This window comes from Imperialibacter roseus, assembly GCF_032999765.1.
GTDB lineage: Bacteria > Bacteroidota > Bacteroidia > Cytophagales > Cyclobacteriaceae > Imperialibacter > Imperialibacter roseus.
The window spans coordinates 5,896,715-5,913,093 of sequence record NZ_CP136051.1; the positions used below are offsets into that span (position 1 = coordinate 5,896,715).

General features: G+C 41.8%; 13 protein-coding genes. All 13 read right to left on the reverse strand.

The window, feature by feature from the left end; genetic code table 11:
- Positions 1 to 4: 4 nt before the first annotated feature.
- Positions 5 to 1,204 (reverse strand): GNAT family N-acetyltransferase, encoded by a 1,200-nt coding sequence (locus tag RT717_RS24780; RefSeq protein ID WP_317489021.1) that lies wholly within the window; start codon positions 1,202 to 1,204, stop codon positions 5 to 7.
- Between the two features lie 11 nt (positions 1,205 to 1,215).
- Positions 1,216 to 2,175, reverse strand: a complete 960-nt coding sequence (locus RT717_RS24785) for a glycoside hydrolase family protein (RefSeq protein ID WP_317489022.1) — start codon at positions 2,173 to 2,175, stop codon at positions 1,216 to 1,218.
- A 12-nt stretch (positions 2,176 to 2,187) separates the two neighbouring features.
- Positions 2,188 to 3,141 (reverse strand): glycoside hydrolase family protein, encoded by a 954-nt coding sequence (locus RT717_RS24790; RefSeq protein WP_317489023.1) that lies wholly within the window; start codon positions 3,139 to 3,141, stop codon positions 2,188 to 2,190.
- Between the two features lie 2 nt (positions 3,142 to 3,143).
- Positions 3,144 to 3,854, reverse strand: coding sequence for a WbqC family protein (locus RT717_RS24795; RefSeq protein WP_317489024.1), 711 nt, complete (start codon positions 3,852 to 3,854; stop codon positions 3,144 to 3,146).
- Between the two features lies 1 nt (position 3,855).
- Positions 3,856 to 4,935, reverse strand: coding sequence for a DegT/DnrJ/EryC1/StrS family aminotransferase (locus tag RT717_RS24800; protein WP_317489025.1), 1,080 nt, complete (start codon positions 4,933 to 4,935; stop codon positions 3,856 to 3,858).
- 1 nt (position 4,936) lies between these two features.
- Positions 4,937 to 6,208, reverse strand: a complete 1,272-nt coding sequence (locus RT717_RS24805) for an ABC transporter ATP-binding protein (RefSeq protein WP_317489026.1) — start codon at positions 6,206 to 6,208, stop codon at positions 4,937 to 4,939.
- Positions 6,205 to 6,987 (reverse strand): ABC transporter permease, encoded by a 783-nt coding sequence (locus RT717_RS24810; RefSeq protein WP_317492383.1) that lies wholly within the window; start codon positions 6,985 to 6,987, stop codon positions 6,205 to 6,207. The genes RT717_RS24805 and RT717_RS24810 overlap by 4 nt, the downstream gene beginning before the upstream one ends.
- A 70-nt stretch (positions 6,988 to 7,057) precedes the next feature.
- A complete protein-coding gene (gene gmd / locus RT717_RS24815; RefSeq protein WP_317489027.1) occupies positions 7,058 to 8,203 on the reverse strand; it encodes a GDP-mannose 4,6-dehydratase in 1,146 nt (381 codons plus the stop codon).
- 528 nt (positions 8,204 to 8,731) lie between these two features.
- Positions 8,732 to 9,262, reverse strand: coding sequence for an ArsR family transcriptional regulator (locus RT717_RS24820; RefSeq protein ID WP_317489028.1), 531 nt, complete (start codon positions 9,260 to 9,262; stop codon positions 8,732 to 8,734).
- A 34-nt stretch (positions 9,263 to 9,296) separates the two neighbouring features.
- Positions 9,297 to 10,490, reverse strand: coding sequence for a GumC domain-containing protein (locus RT717_RS24825; RefSeq protein WP_317489029.1), 1,194 nt, complete (start codon positions 10,488 to 10,490; stop codon positions 9,297 to 9,299).
- 14 nt (positions 10,491 to 10,504) lie between these two features.
- Positions 10,505 to 13,168, reverse strand: a complete 2,664-nt coding sequence (locus RT717_RS24830; RefSeq protein WP_317489030.1) for an SLBB domain-containing protein — start codon at positions 13,166 to 13,168, stop codon at positions 10,505 to 10,507.
- A 466-nt stretch (positions 13,169 to 13,634) separates the two neighbouring features.
- The gene (locus RT717_RS24835) at positions 13,635 to 15,284 is read right to left on the reverse strand and encodes a capsule assembly Wzi family protein (RefSeq protein WP_317489031.1); all 1,650 of its coding nucleotides are present in this window, start codon (positions 15,282 to 15,284) and stop codon (positions 13,635 to 13,637) included.
- 249 nt (positions 15,285 to 15,533) lie between these two features.
- Positions 15,534 to 16,349: a class I SAM-dependent methyltransferase gene (locus RT717_RS24840; protein ID WP_317489032.1), complete on the reverse strand. Its 816-nt coding sequence runs from the start codon at positions 16,347 to 16,349 to the stop codon at positions 15,534 to 15,536.
- Between the last annotated feature and the right edge of the window lie 30 nt (positions 16,350 to 16,379).

The window sequence follows — 16,379 nt, forward strand, 5'->3', positions numbered from 1 at the left end:
CCAGCTATTTACCCTTTTCACACAGAAGGAAAATACTTGAACAAAGGTCAGGGTACTGATGCCCAAGCTGGTAACAACCTTCCAGATACTCATTGCTTATAATGTCCGTTTGCAGGAGCCTGTCCCATTGAAAGTTTGCCAGTGCTTTAAAAAAGATGCCCGTTCGGAAAACGACATTCAAGCCAGCAGCTTTTGCATCTCGCTCAAGAGTATCAAGTGTATAGGTAATACGATGGCCATGCTCACTTTCCGCAGGTGTAATGGCAGAATTATGAGAAATAAGCCCCATTTTCACCGCTATCTGCCTTGAAGGTGCGTTGGCATTAGGGCAAACGAGAAACAGCCTACCATTGTCGGAAAGCCACTGATCATTTATCTTTTTTAGCACTAAAACCGGATCATCGATATGCTCCAGCACGTGAGTAAGTATGACGTTGTCATATTTTTCATTCAATTCAAGACTCTCAAACAGCGAATTAACAAACTTAACCTTGCCGCCAAGCTCCTTTTTTGCCAGCTGTATAGCCTCATCCGAAGCTTCTACACAAGTTATATCATCAAAATGGGGTATCAGCCTCTTCGTAAAGTCTCCCTTGAAGCTTCCTAATTCGAGTAAAGACCCAGGTCTGAAAAAATTGGTAAACGATTTGAGCATGAAGCCATGCATTACGTCAAAGTCGAAATCATAGGCATATTTATGATCGCTGGTATCTTTTAACTCTTTGTTATAATCCCTGTCTTTCATAATGCTTCTATTCAATTTCAAACTCATTTTTAATACTTCACCGTCTCGGTGATTGGCTTCAAAATTATGCTTTTTATATAGATGAATTGCAGGCTTTGCCTGACAATTAACTTCCAGGCCGATTTTATGGTAATTTCTTACCTTCCCGTATTCGATACAATTGGATAGTAAATTACCTGCAACACCCATTCCAAAATAGGCTTTGACCGTACTAACGTTGGTTATGTAGCCTATGCCATGAGTGTCGTCATTAAAATATGCTGCGACTAAGCCAACAAGCCTGTCTTGGGCCCATGCCTCAAAAGTGACGGCATTTGAACGTATTTTATTTGCGTACTCATTAATATTCACTTTCGTGTCTAAACAGGGGCTGAAATTTTCTTTGCAGTCATTTAAATGATTGGCAATATCCGTCCACAGAGCAGTATTTATTCGAAAAAATAGTTCAGTTGATACCAATTTTAGAATTCTTAAATGTCGATCAATTGTGCCAACCCAAACCCGTATTTGCCAAACTCGTTGCCATTATAAAGAAGGTAAATATTATTCTCAACAGCAAAAATATGCGGGTAACACATCATTTCAGAGTCCCATCCATTCTCCGACTTTTCGATTCCTCCTATTGAGTCATCTCTGATCCAGTTAACGAGGTCATGGGAATATGCGTATCCCAGTCGATAGCCTCTTTCAGGGTTTTTCCGGAAATCGGTAGCGTGCCTGAAGCAAAAGTACATATGGTAATAGCCGCTATGCTTAATGACTGTAGGAAGAGCCTGACACTCATTTTCATCGATAACACTACCAATAATTTCAACGCCGTCTTTCTTTTCCCAGCTAACTCCGTCGTTTGAAGTAGCGTGCGCAATTTTATACACCCTGGCTGGAGGCTCGTCATTTTGCGCTTCTATCCAATTTTTCCCGAAAATATACCACATGTGAAAAACGCCGTCGAAAACTTTAACAAAAGAGTCTCCTACAAGCATCGGCTCTTTCAATGATGATGAAAGCACTGGGCCGTCGCCTATTTTTTTAAAAGTATCGCCGTTATCGTCACTTATAGCCAACCCAGTTGAGGTATCAACTGATACCGATACTCTTCTGTTCCAACCACATGTATAGGCCATGATTTGACCATTATGTAATAACGGGTTAATGGGAAAGATTCCGTGCTCATCAAAACAACCCAGTTTTCCGAGAGGAATCACCTCCTTTTTCGAAAAGTTTATGAGTTCCTTTAGCTCCTTATCGAAGTCAACAAATGCTATTTCACTAAGAAACTTTCCTGTTTGGTCTTTCTTTCGGGTTGAAAAATATATTCTAACGTGCTCTTTGAACACAATTGTCTGTGGAGACTGCGCATAGTTATTACAGTCAAAATTCAAACCATGACTGGTAGGATCAAATAGCTTGCCTTTCTTTATCCACTTCATTCTCCTGCTTCTTTAAATCAATTCAGCAATGCCAAATCCTTCTCTTCCCACTTGATTCCCCAAGTAGAGCATAAAGACCTTCCCCTCAAGTTCAAAAACATGCGGATAACTGACCATTTCTGAATCCCATCCAGTTGCGGAAACATCGATGCCCGCTTTTGCATCTTCTCGTTCCCAGTTAAGCAAATCATCACTTGACGCATAGCCAATCCGGTAGCCCCGTTCCCTTCCCCTATATCCAGTACCATATCTGTAGCAAAAAAACATATGATATTTTCCGTTTAAAAGGATCACATCGGGGCTTGCCTGGGCCTCATTTTCGTCAAGTATATCAGGAATTAGGTCGCTGTTGTGTTTTGTCCAGCAATACCCGTCCTCTGACGTTGCCAATCTGATTTTGTAGACAGGTTCGGGCTTCCCATTGTCGAGCACCCACCTACGACCAGCTATATAGAAAAGGTACCATTTGTTATTAAGGAACCTGATTTTTGGCCCACTCAGAATAAAGGGCTCATCGGGGCTGTAAGATAGTATCGGGCCGTTTCCAATTTTATTAAAAGTTTTACCTTCGTTTTGACTTACGGCCATCCCAATCGCAACATTGAAGGGGACAGATTCACACCTTGTCCACCCGGCATAGTAAGCACGATACTCTTCGCCATACTTCACTACAGACACCGGATAAGTACCGAACTGATCAAAAGTGCCTAACTCACCAAGTTTTAAAATTGGCTCATCGCTAACCCTAATGATGTTGAACAAGTCGTTCTTATCTAAATCCACATAGGCGGAATAGCTTACGTATTGACCATTCTTGTCGGCTGGGGGCCGGCAGGAGAAATATACTCGAACGAAAGTATCAAAAACGACCACAGAAGGAGCTTGCGCAAATTCTTTTAAAAAAGATCTTCCTTCTATTTCCAAAGGGTTAAATACCCTCCCTAACTTTTTCCAGTTAAAGTTCATGTTTAGTTAGATACTAAAGTATAGTTATTGATCAATCGATCAACTATCTCATCTACAGAAACAAACATCATCACATCCAAAATAGAGAGCCACGGTACAAAAGCATTTTCAAACTGCGAATACTCAAAAGGATTCGCCTGTAAAAAACTTAACTCTATCCCATCCAAAGCAAATTTTGAACTTGAATATAGCTCAACACCCCCAATAGGATTAATATAAGCGCTAGCGCCAAGTGTCTTACAAATTTCAATTACTTTGCTCTCTGACCTTAATTGATGATCGATATCTATGGAGGAAGAAATCACCATTTCTGTCTGTATCCCCAATTGATTACAAACGATGCGGACGGAGTTGAGAATATAATCGAAGAGGTTTTTGGACTGATAATTAAATATGTCCTCCAGCATAGGATATGTTTCATCGGCAAAGGGGGCCTTGCGATAAGCTTCCTTTATTTTTCTAAGGATTTTGGCTCTGTCAGATTCGAATGAATCAGCCAAAAGCCTATCTTTTACGCTTAAGTAGTCAGAGTCTTTTTTTAGTGGCAAAGTGAAAAATTCGTCTCTACCATTAACCAAAAATCTATTACGATTGATCCAACCCTTCTTTGTGAATTCGATGTTGTCGTAAATAACGAACTTGTCAACCGCATTGATCAACTGAAAATATCCTACATATGGGAGAAAGTAGGGTTGCATGATAGCCACTTTCATATTAGTTGTTTATCGTTCGCAGAATGATGCGACATATATAATCTACATCTGTCAAAGTGAGGGTATGGTAGAGCGGGAGGCAAAGTACTTTGCTGGCTATTAATTCACTTTCAGGGCATGATGACCTGCCAAAAAGTTCGACGGTGTTTAACGAAGGGTAAAAATACCTTCTTGGGGAAATTCTATTGGCTTCGAGATCTTGAATAACTTTCAGTGTTTGTGCCTCACTCTGAAAAACAACAGGAAAGTATGCATAGTTATACTTTGTATCCTTGTTTAAAGTTGGAAATTGGATCACACTATGTCTTAGTTTCTCAATATAATGAAGACTCTGTTGCTTCCTCTTTTGTAAAATGTCGTCTAAATAGTTTAGATTCAATAGACCCATAGCTGCATGCAGTTCAGAGTTCTTGCCATTGATCCCTACTTCCTCAAATTCTTTAGGCCCATGATGGCCAAAATTTCTAAGAAAGGCCAGTTTCTTTAACAGGTCTGAATCTTTTGTAAAAACAGCTCCACCTTCGACCGTGTGGAACAGCTTAGTAGCGTGAAAACTTGTGGTACTTATGTCCCCAAATTTAAAAATAGATTGTCCCTTATAAGTTGTTCCAAAGCAATGAGCTGCATCGTAGATAACTTTCAAGTTGTGCTTGTCGGCTATTCTACCAATCGCCTCGATATCACAGGCATTTCCAAATACATGAGTAGCCAGTATCGCAGTAGTTTTCGGAGTGATTGAAGCTTCAATCAAATCCGGGTTTATATTAAAGTTCTTTGAATCAATATCAACAAAAATGGGCGTACAGCCTTCCCAAATGATACTGCTACAGGTTGCCACATAACTAAAAGGTGTCGTTATTATCTCGCCTCGGAGATTTAAAGCCTTAATAGCTAGTTGTAAGGCAATTGTGCCATTTGTTACATACAACAGGTGGGGAATATCCAATTTCGTCTTCAATTGCAGCTCAAGCTCATTTACAAGAGGCCCGTTATTGGTAAGCCATTGGCGTTGCCAAACATCAGCAATTAAGGACTGATACTCTTCTATTGGGGGTAAGAATGGCTTTGTTACTGGTATCATATCAATTGATGACCCATTCAAGGTCTGGTTTTATAATCCCTTCTTTTTGACCACGCCAACCAAGCTCCTGTTTTTCTTGTTCAACTAGTTCGAACTGAATAACGTCATTAAACTCAGTTAGCACCTGACCTTTATTCCTAACTAACAATAGTCGGCTAATATTGTAAATGCCAGTATTCATAAGATTTGGTGGGATAACACACGATGCAGCAGCTTTAAACTTTCCTTTACAGTCAATGTGAGAGTCTGTAGTAGCTACAAAAACTAGGTTACCTAGTTCGTCTACTAAATGATAAGTAATATCCAGATACTCCCCTGAGAATTGCTTGTTTACAGCCAGCTCAAATTCAAGCAGCAATCCTTCATTTATTCTTAAAACATCCTTCTTTTTTGCGCCCGAGACTTTAGCCATTAATAATTTGGCGGACTCATTGCCAGGCCCGGTTTCTGGTGTGTAGTTCACTTGGGTTTGAGATTCAGAGAATTGCTGCAAATAACTTTGCATAGCCCCTTGGATTGACCCATCGAATTCCATTTGGCCGTTTTTAAGCACGATGCCCTGTGTGCACAAATTAGTTACCGCACTCATGTTGTGGCTTACGAAAAGAACAGTTCGGCCTTCTCCTTTGCTTATGTGCCCCATTTTACCCAAACACTTCTTTTGGAACTCTGCGTCACCAACAGCCAAAACCTCATCGACTATTAAAATTTCACTTTCTAAATGAGCTGCAACGGCAAATGCCAAACGAACATACATCCCAGAAGAATAGCGTTTAACCGGAGTATCTATATATCGTTCGACTCCAGAAAAATCAACTATCTCGTCAAATTTCGACTTTATTTCGACTTTGCTCATCCCGAGAATGGCACCGTTCAGAAAAATATTCTCTCTGCCTGTCAATTCAGGATGGAAACCCGTACCGACTTCCAGCAAGCTGGCAATTCTACCTTTGACTTTCACAATTCCTGTTGTGGGAGATGTTACGTGCGATAGAACTTTCAATAGTGTGCTTTTTCCTGCGCCATTTCGGCCAATGATACCGACCGAGTCACCCTGTTTAATATCGAAGCCAATGTCCTTAAGGCTCCAAACTATATCAGAATCTCCCTTTTTGCTTCTATCATTTGCCTCTCCAATTTTCAAAAACGGATCCTCTTTGCCACGTGAAAGAGCCCACCATCGTTTAATATCGTTAGCTAATGTACCAGTACTAAATTGTCCAAGCTGGTAAGCCTTTCCAAGGCCCTTTACGTCGATTACAACATCACTCATATGGTATCAACAAAGGTTTTTTCTACTTTCTTAAAGGTCAGTATACCAATAAAGAGCACGACTACAGAAATTACGCCTAGATAAAGAAGATTCATGAGTTCAAAATGGCCCTTTCCAAGTAAGCCAAACCTTGCACCCTCAATTACCTGTGTCATGGGATTGGCGGCTATTATTGGTTTGTATTTTTCTGGAACAAAGGATAAAGGATAGACAACTGGCGTAGCGTACATCAAAAGCTGCGACCCAAAAGCAACTAGATATGCTATGTCTCTATACTTGGTTGTCATCGCAGACACGATCATTCCCAGGCCCATACCAAGGCAGGCAACGAACAAAATAAGAATTGGAAAAATGAAGATGTATGAATTTGGTCCTATATCAGATCCTGTGAACCAAAAATAAATGAACACTAAAAGAAAAAGAAACAACTGAATGCTAAACCTAACCAAGCTTGACATCACGATGCTTAGGGGCATTATGAGTCTTGGAAAATATACTTTTCCGAAAATTGATTGGTTTTCACGAAATACGTTGGAAGTCTTGTTAAGGCAGTCTAAGAAGTAGGTCCAAGTCAAAATTCCTAATAAGTAGAACAAAGGTGCCGGCACTCCTTCGGTCGGTATTTTGGCAAATCCACCAAAAATGATCACGTAAACCGTCATTGTAAAAATCGGCTGAATCAGAAACCAAAGTGGTCCTAGGATTGTCTGTTTATACAACGAAATAAAGTCCCGCTTGACAAACATCAGGAGTAAATCCCGGTATCTCCACACGTCCATTAGCTGCAGGTCAAACAAACTTGACCTTGGCCTAATAATACTATCCCAATATCTGGTACTGCTGCCCACCTTACTCTACCTGTTTTAAAACCTTGTGTCCTGCACTAATCAAATGGATGTCTCTTTGAAAAAGCTTAACATCCGAATCCATCATTTCTTCCACCAGACCTTCCAATTGATATTTCGGCTTCCACCCCAACTTGCTATGAGCCTTTGCAGGGTCTCCAATGAGAAGTTCAACTTCAGTTGGCCTAAAATATCGTGGATCTACTTTTACCAGAGTGTCCCCTAATTTTAATCCTTCTGGGAGATCTGAATTCCCAACTTTCTTCATCAATGTATCAGAATCCATTGATTCAAGAACTCCAACCTCATTTAGGCCATTTCCATGAAAAACCAGGTTAAGCCCAACGTGAGCAAACGACATTTTAATAAAGTCTCTTACACTCGTAGTAACCCCGGTGGCAATCACATAGTCCTCGGCAACGTCCTGTTGAAGAATTCTCCACATAGCTTCAACATAGTCTTTGGCATGTCCCCAGTCTCTTCTCGCATCAAGGTTACCAACGAATAAGTCTTGCTGTAAACCAAGAACGATCTTAGCAACGGCTCGTGTGATTTTGCGAGTAACGAAGGTTTCGCCACGAAGGGGGGACTCATGATTGAATAGAATTCCATTGCACGCAAACATATTATATGCTTCCCTGTAGTTCACAGTTATCCAATAGGCATAAAGTTTGGCAACTGCATACGGAGACCTTGGGTAAAAAGGTGTCGTCTCTGACTGAGGCACTTGTTGCACCAATCCATACAATTCAGAAGTGGACGCTTGATATATTCTTGTTTTACCTTCAAGACCGAGAAGCCTTACGGCCTCAAGAATCCTCAGCGTCCCAATGCCGTCCGCATTTGCAGTGTATTCTGGTGTATCAAAACTCACTTTCACATGGCTCATTGCCGCCAAATTATATATTTCATCTGGTTGCGTCTCTTGTATGATTCTTGTCAGATTCATGGAATCTGTCATATCACCATAGTGCAAAATAAGCTTTGGATGGTCAACATGGGGGTCTTGATACAGATGATCTATCCTGTCTGTGTTAAAAAGCGATGCACGCCTTTTGATGCCATGGACAAGGTAGCCTTTTGACAGAAGCAACTCTGCCAGGTAAGCTCCGTCCTGACCGGTAATTCCCGTAATTAATGCAGTTTTCATATTTTCTAAAATCTATATCTTACTAACATTATTTGCTAATAGTGCTAACTAGCGAAGCACAGCTCCGCTCTTTCAGTCCCAGTAATGACCTACTATCGACTATTTTGACGACTAACTAGCCTTTGAAAGATTCCCCTTCAATACACAAACCCTACCAACTTAGTCTGCTTCAAAAAGGCTCTAACGATAGTTGTCAACCCATGCGTGGTGAGCAACCGTCTCTCAATATCTTGGTCTCTTACCACGACCTGCTTTCCCATCCAAAACAGGCAACGCAAAAAGCCTGTTACCCCAAACACAAAATCTCTCTCTTCCAGCCTCAAACAAACCGATACGATCAAAATAAACGCTCGTCCATCACTTCAACCGATCACTCCACCTTCCCTGACCCCTCTGCGGACAATAGACTTTAACTTTCAAAGAGCTTAGGTTAGCCACAGCTTTCCGCTCTCTTGTTGACATGGCGTCCACCACTTGCCATTGTTTTTGTGTACTAGTTGATAGCTCATTTAACAACAGGATTCACTTCTATCTTGTAAATAAAATTATCGCCTGGGTTAGCCTCAATTCCTTTTCAAAAAGAGGCAGCTCATGAGAATCCAGCACAAGGGTTCTTATTTTTCGATGAATCAGCCCTTCCGCTTTTACTATGAGCGTTTCAAGATACTGTCGGTCAACGTTTCCAACAAGAACCAAATCTATCAGCCCGGTATCTTTGCCTAGTGCATAATCACCAACTACCCACGCATGCTGCAGATCGCCAAGTTGATCAATCACATGTTCGGCCAATCTGTCGAGCCCAAGGTATTTACTTACGATACCGGTAATCTCAGGAAAAAGAGGATGGAGCTTGTTCGCCTGGTACACGATTGTATTGCCACGGGTTTGGCTTTGTAAAAAGCCAGCGTCTGAAAGTCGATTCAACTCTACCCGAACAGCATTTGTTGACTCGTTAAATTCATCGGCCAAGCTACGCAGATAGCTCTGGGTATTTGAGTTGCTGAAGAATTTCAAAAGAAGCTTCAGCCTGGTCTTAGATGTAATCAGCGGTTCAAGCATACAATACGAGTAACAAAATTACTCGTTTTTCGAATTATTCCAAAGAAGTGTAAGCATTGGTAGTATCATGTCCTGTTTCAACACTGGCTCTGGATTCCTTGAAATACCCAATAACAATACTCCCCAGAATAAACAAAAGCCCAACTGCAGCCCCTAGCCCGGTATAGAGAGTAACAATTTTGCTTGGCTTTGGCTCAGAAGGGCTGCCGGGAATAGTGACTGGTTCAAAATCTGAGAAAAAAGGCGTCTCCTTTTTTACCTGAATTTCAGCTTGTTGTAACTGATTCGTCAAAGTAACGTAGAGCCCATTTACCAACTGATAATTAAACTGTAGTTGCTGCTCTCTGGTTTCCTCTATTTTAGTTAATCTCCCTTGATGAGTGTCTCGAAAAAACGCCAACTCTCTCTGTGCCTGAAGATACTTGGCCTCGGCTTCAGCCTGGCTCTGCCTGATGAACTGGAGGTCGCTCACAAGCTTCTCGGTTTTGTAGGCCGAAAGATATTCAATTAGCCTGGCCAGCACTACCGTGTTAAATTGCGCGGCAACTTCAGGCTCGGGCACTTTTACCGTTAAGGTAATGATTCTGCCGCTGCTACTAATATTGATGCGTTTTTTTAACTCTCCTATTGCCCTTTTTTCGAAACCGTTTAGCCTTAAAATTGTTGGATAGCCTTTTATCTCTGTCTTTTTCCTTTTTGGAATTTTGAGTGGCTTTTCTTTTGCTAATCCAAACAGAATTTTGATGTTAGCTGGAAGGTCTTTAACATAATCCCAAGCCCTAGGAAAAAAGGGTTTAGGCCTTGGAGTTGCAAAATACTCATACACTGAAAGCTTCTTTTTCGGTTTTTTGAATTGAAACTGCTCATCGAGTAATGATAGTAAGAATGGTGTACTTGAGATAATCTGCGGAAACATATCAGCATCTACCCCCCCGGCACTGGCCGAACCCCTGCGTGAATTACCTCTAACTCCCGCCAACCCAATTAAATCACTGAGCCCACCAAAGGAGCCATCTTCACTCCCCTCAGACAGTATTTCCACCTTTGCTTCATATTCTGTAGGTGTTGTCCTGGCGGTAATAATACCAGCGACTAAAAAAACGGCCATCCCACCGAGAATGAACAACTTTCGCTCGTAGATAAGCCAAAAGATACTGATCAACGAAATTTCTTCGCCAGCAAAAGTGTCCTTGATACTTACTCTACGTTTAGGGCGTAAAAAACTCATGGGTTCGGGAAAAATTAGTTGAACAGTTCTGGGAATGTGGAATTCAAAAGAGAGTATAAGATAAGGAAGCTGGTTGACAAACTGATGACCTCTCCAGCGCTGAGCTTTCGTCTCGCTGCGGCCTCCGGAACAATGATTTCAGCTCCTGGCTCTAGGCCCGGATAAAACTTGACCCCTATAAAGCGCCTCGTTCTCTTTACATCTCCATTGGCATATACCACATAGGTTGACTTTCGGCTGGAGAGCTGTGTGAAGCCACCGGCCTTGCCTATGTAGCTCTTGAGGCCTCGCCCTTTCTCATACCTGGTAGTCGTTGGATACAGGACTTCTCCCCGAAGTCTTATTGTTTGCAACTCTTTTGGAACTGTAACAATGTCTCCCTCTTGCAAAATTAAGTCATATTTAGATCCAGGGTTTTCAAGGATCATATCGAGGTTAATGCCAACCAGTTCAGTTTCCTTGAGCTCTTTCTGTTTCAAATCTCCTCTTAATAGCAGCCGTTCCTTTCGGGCCTCTTCTGCCAGGGTCTGATCATCCTTTTCCAGCTCTTGTTCAAGCAGATTCTCCTTGCCCTCACGAATCCTGGTATTTACCCTTTGCAATAGTAACCTCTCACTCTCCGGATTGTCGACGCCCTCCCTCACAGTATTTCGCTGGAGTTCTCCGAGTTGATTAATCTGGTCTTTTTCGAGCTCCTCCTCATAAAATTCTGTTCTTCTCAAGAGTGTAGCACCCTTCGGATAGGCAAATTGATTTGGGCCTCCGGCCCGCCTTACGAGGTCAGATATTCTCATTGTAACGGACTCAAGGGCAAAATCACCCGGGTAAAAAACCTCACCCTCAATAGTAACCATCTTTTGCTCCTGGTAGCTTGGGCTTCTTCTTATAAACACATGATCAAAAGGTCTCAGTCTCGTGGCTTCTTCATCCCCATTAAAGCTGAGATCTCTGTTAAGTTGCACTGTGATAATCTCCGCAATATTTCCTCCCACTTCGTTATTCGTCCGCCTGGCGATCTCAATGGAACTTGCTGTGGCCGACTCCTTGAATCCACCGGCTGCAATGATAAGATCTCCAACCGACATATCGTCCGCATAGGGATAAGGGCCACTCTTGTTGACCTCACCACTTATCTGAACATAATACTCTTCCCTTAGGTCATATAGACTTGGAATATTGATAAGATCCTCATTTTGCAAAAGAATATCTTCAGAATCGCCTTTCATAATTGACCCAAGATCTATTGATTTAGCCTGAAGTGTAAAGTTTAAAGCTGTCCTGTAAAGGGTGGATCGTTTCACAAAGGCATCACCTCTCAAGCCGCCAGCAATTTCAACAAGACTTCGAACTGTCATGCCTTCCTTTAACTCGTAATGACCGGGGCGCAACACCGCACCGGAAACCTGTACCCGGTTAATGAAACGATCTTCTATTTCGCCAACATAAACGACATCTCCATCGGCTGGCTTGAATGTATCATAAGCCTCTTTGCTAATCGTTTCAACCCTTTTCTGAGTTTCACCGTATCTTGACACCGTCACGTTGTCCTTGAATGCTTTTTGATTAAAGCCTCCAGCGAAGTGTAACAGGTCAGAAAATGATTCATCGGGTTTGACCTCGAACAATCCTTCGATTCGAACCGCACCACTAACTTCCACTCGACGTGTTACTGGCCTCAGGAGAATCACATCATTGTCTTCCAACGTGATATTACTTTCGGATTGCCCTTTGGTAATAAATTGATAAACGTCGACCTCCGTGACTAACTTATTTGCTCTGTAGACCTGAATATGCCTAAGAGTTCCATTTGGAGTTGGCCCCCCGGCTGCGTAAAGGGCATTAAATACCTTTGCAAATGATGGCATAGTATATGTGCCTGGGTTTTTCAACTCACCTACCATATTCACTTTGATACTCCTTATATTTGCAACAGTAAGTGAAAGAAAAGTGTTTGGTCTGTCTCCCTTGAGCCCTCCATAATAGTCACCAAGTCTGGATTTCAAAAAATTCTCAGCTTTTTCTATTGTAAGTCCGGAAAGTGACACCAGCCCTACCAACTTTAGCTGAATAAAGCCATCGGGAGTGATTACTTCTTTAAAGTTGTCGTTAGTGCCTCCGAAAATAGAAATAGCCACCTCGTCTCCAGGGCCTAGAGTGTAATTCTTTGGAGTCGGCATATTGAGGTTAGGGGAAAAATTAAGTGCTTTTTGATGAAAAATTGAATACCCAAAAATTTTCTTTTCCAGAATTGTCAAGTCATAGCCCAAACTGTCCCTGGCCGCTATTGATTCGAATAAATCCTCTCCCCCGTACTGCAGCGCACTTCGGAGTTCATCTTGCGCCGATCTCGTTCTTTCTTGTCTTCGCTGACGCCTCAGGCTTAAGGGGTCTAGTCTTCGGCGTAGCCTCGAGAGCTCACTTGGAGGCATTCCCCGCTGCCCTGCTAAGGCGTACAATTGGTCATTAGAAATCCCTAACGACTCTGCCTTATCGAGTAGGTTCTCAAGCTGACGATCCGTCAGCTGATCCACTTTAACAGTGCCAAGGTCGTTGAGCGACTGTGACTCACAAGTACGAATTATAGCTATGTTGCAGATGAGGAATACTATAGTTGAAATAAACAAAACCCTGATTCCGAGAGATTTCGACGGTTTTTTTCTGCTTTCTGTTAACACCATGCTCTTTTATACCATTTAGATCATTCATGGGAATACGGTATCCCGCTATGATTAATGAAGTCTACGTCTTAAACGGACGCAAATATAGATAATTATCTAACGGGAGTTAACCATTGGCAATAATTCTTGCTATCTCCCTGAGTTGCATATCCGCTGATTGCATTTACCTAGAATTGGATGATTAACAGTTATTAGCCCGGTTCACTCAGAATCAGTTGTGGTGAAATATATATGACCATGTAGTATTTATTATTTTCTTTGTCTAATGCACAAATCGGCTCGGACATACAAAAAAGGGTTTCCTTTCGTACTCCTTGGGGTGGGCTTTCAATGCCAGAATAATGTGTTCGTTGGTTTGAGTTGAATGTCCCATTGCTCAACCTCGCTAGTGACCAGCGATCAGCGACCAAGTTCTCCTCATCCTCCAAGGCGACTACCCGGATCGAAGATGGAGGTCTTGGTAAGTCTACCTGCCAAAACGGTAAACAATATTGACATTTACAAAGGCATTGAATTTTTTCTCGCCCCTTGGAAGCACTGTATTCTCTTCACCGGGCCGAAAGCCCCATTGATAATTGTTCGAATTAACAAAAGAGAGGTTGGTGCTTATGAAGAACCTGTTAAAGTTTCTGTCAAAAAGCAGCGCAGCTGATGTATCCACCCATGGAGAATGAAGAGGGTTGTAACTAAATGCAACATTATAAAAGTCATTGTTGTGAGTCAGCCTTTCTACTCGCAGTCCAATCTTATTTAGTCCGTTTACCCAACTTGCCTCTAACGACTGTAGGTTACTCCCAGGCCCGATTCCAGCGCCAATCACTTGCCCAAGATGTGTAAAGCCGTTTGTGACTTGCGAATGTAGGTACCAACTCTTCGCATCTCTATTGATATAATTGCTGGACTGCTGCAGCTGTGTAAGCTCCGCATTCAGTTGAAGGTAACGATCCTTACCAAGCAATGAAAAAAGCTTAGAAAAACCAAGGATGTATGCTCTGGAATGCTCTGGAGTCATAATGAAATCTCTCAGGTTCCATGAGGCATCATTCCGACCGTATTCTGCATATAACTCAGCATGCGCCTTTTTCCAAACCCACCTAAAATACACGGAAATCAGCTGATCCCTGTTAAGCAAATCGTCGGAAACCGGATCGTTGGCTTTAAAAATATTTAGTATGCCCGGAAAATAATCTTTGTTCCTTTTGGTGTCACCAAAATATTGTTGAAAAACTCTAGAAGCTCCAACATGAAAGCCAGAGAACCACGATGGAGAATAATTAAAGGTGAATCCAGATAAATACCTCCAATCATCTATTGGATTCAAATAGAGCGGATTAATAGTCTGTGTCGGCATGTAGCCAGAGCCTTCGAGCTTTCCAACCAGTGTTTGAAATTCAAAAGACCCTATAGAAGTCTCGATTGGTCTGGTAGTTTTTAACCCCAAGTGATAAAAGCCAGGAGCATTGTTGCTGAAGATCAAAGCGTTTCTTTTTCCCGGGCCCCACCAGATGTTCTGAGAAGAAGCTCCAATAAAAACGGGCCCCAGGTTGAGGCCTGCAAAGCTCTGGCCGGGATGAAACCTATAGTAAGCACCTTCACCAAATCTTTCAGGCGAATCTATATAATTATAGGTGTACCGATAGTAAAAAGGCAGCACATAGGGGTTGGTAAAACCTTGATACGCCTGGTTTGCCGACCAAACTGCTTCAGGACGTAGCTGCACTTGAAAGGGCCCAGCTTTAAGATAAAATCCTCCTGAGATGTAAGACTGGAAGCCCCTGGAAGGGATCATCAAACCATCATTCCACCCATATGGATTAGTAGTGTTCAATTGAGTAGTTAATTCAAAAGGGAGTAACTCTAAACGAGCCTTTGATGCCTTCCCTTTGAGAAGAATATGACTAAATGCATAGAGCTTTATCGTTGAATCTGCCAAATAAACTTTACTGTTAATTGGGCGAATATTAAAAGATGGCCTAATCAAAGTATCTCCCAATAACTGTAGACGCCGTATTCGCTCCTCAAAGGGTTTAAAGCCTGTAGGCATGTCTTGCGCATTGACTACAATGGAAATAGCCAACGCTACTATGAAGCCAAAAAATTTTATTCCCTTGTTCATTAGGCTACTTCTTGTTAGCGTGTTGAAAAGCAATGTCACGAAAAGCTCAGATTTTGCTTATCTTTTATCTGCTTAGGATTGATGTAAAATCTGTCAAGATACTAATGTCTTTTGAGCTTGATTTAAATTAGCCTTGCTAAGTTCTAAATGCCAGCGAAGAACTTAGACGATAGTTGCCGTCTACCTGCCTGTCGAGTAAATTCGAAAGCAACGATTGTAGTTGGGTTTCATTAAACCATAGCAGAACTTTTAGTAGTTGGGTGGTTCCAGCTTCCAGGAACCCTCCTTAGCCACTGTAACCAACACCTCAAGCTCTTCAGAGAAAATATAACTTGTATTTCCAATTGAAGAGAGGATCTTATAAGTGCCTTCAACAGGGCTTTCCCAAGAATACTGCTTATAGTGGTATTTCTTAATACTCACGTTAAAGTCATCTGACAAAAGGTGGAAGTATTTTCTTATCTCTTTAGCAGAATACTCTTTCCAATGGTGGCCATACGTAACCCTTCCAAATATCTCCTCAACGCCAACACCAATCCCTGTCATAGTCAATAAGTTTTTTATGCTTCTGACGATGCTCATTAGAGTCAAAGAATTAGGTGTCGATATGTAAATGATCCCTCCTGGCTTTATTATCCTGTGAACACTCTTCCAAAATGAAATGGGGTTGAATGTTATGTGCTCCATGATCTCAGTAAAAAGAATCAAGTCATACCTGGAATCAACACCCTCCATGGATTTCATTTGTTCGAGGTCATTTTCAACTATCCCTACTATTCCAAAGACCTTTTCTCTCTTCCTTACAAACTCGAGCTCCCAAAAAGGACTCACATCCATGGCGTCTATCTTGTAGCCCAGCTGGGTAAGAATCATAGAAGAATGCAAATAGTGGCTGCCTATTTCCAATATTTTGCTACCAGGGGGCATTATCTTTATTACCGAAGACGACATTCTTCGATACCTGAGTTTGTGGTAATTGAAATATTCCAGGTCGCTCTCTTTTTCTTCAACAAGTTGAGAATGCACCTCTTCTATTGCTTTGTCGACGTCACTTACTGACCTCATTAGGTTGCTTTATATAGTTTATCCCGCAAG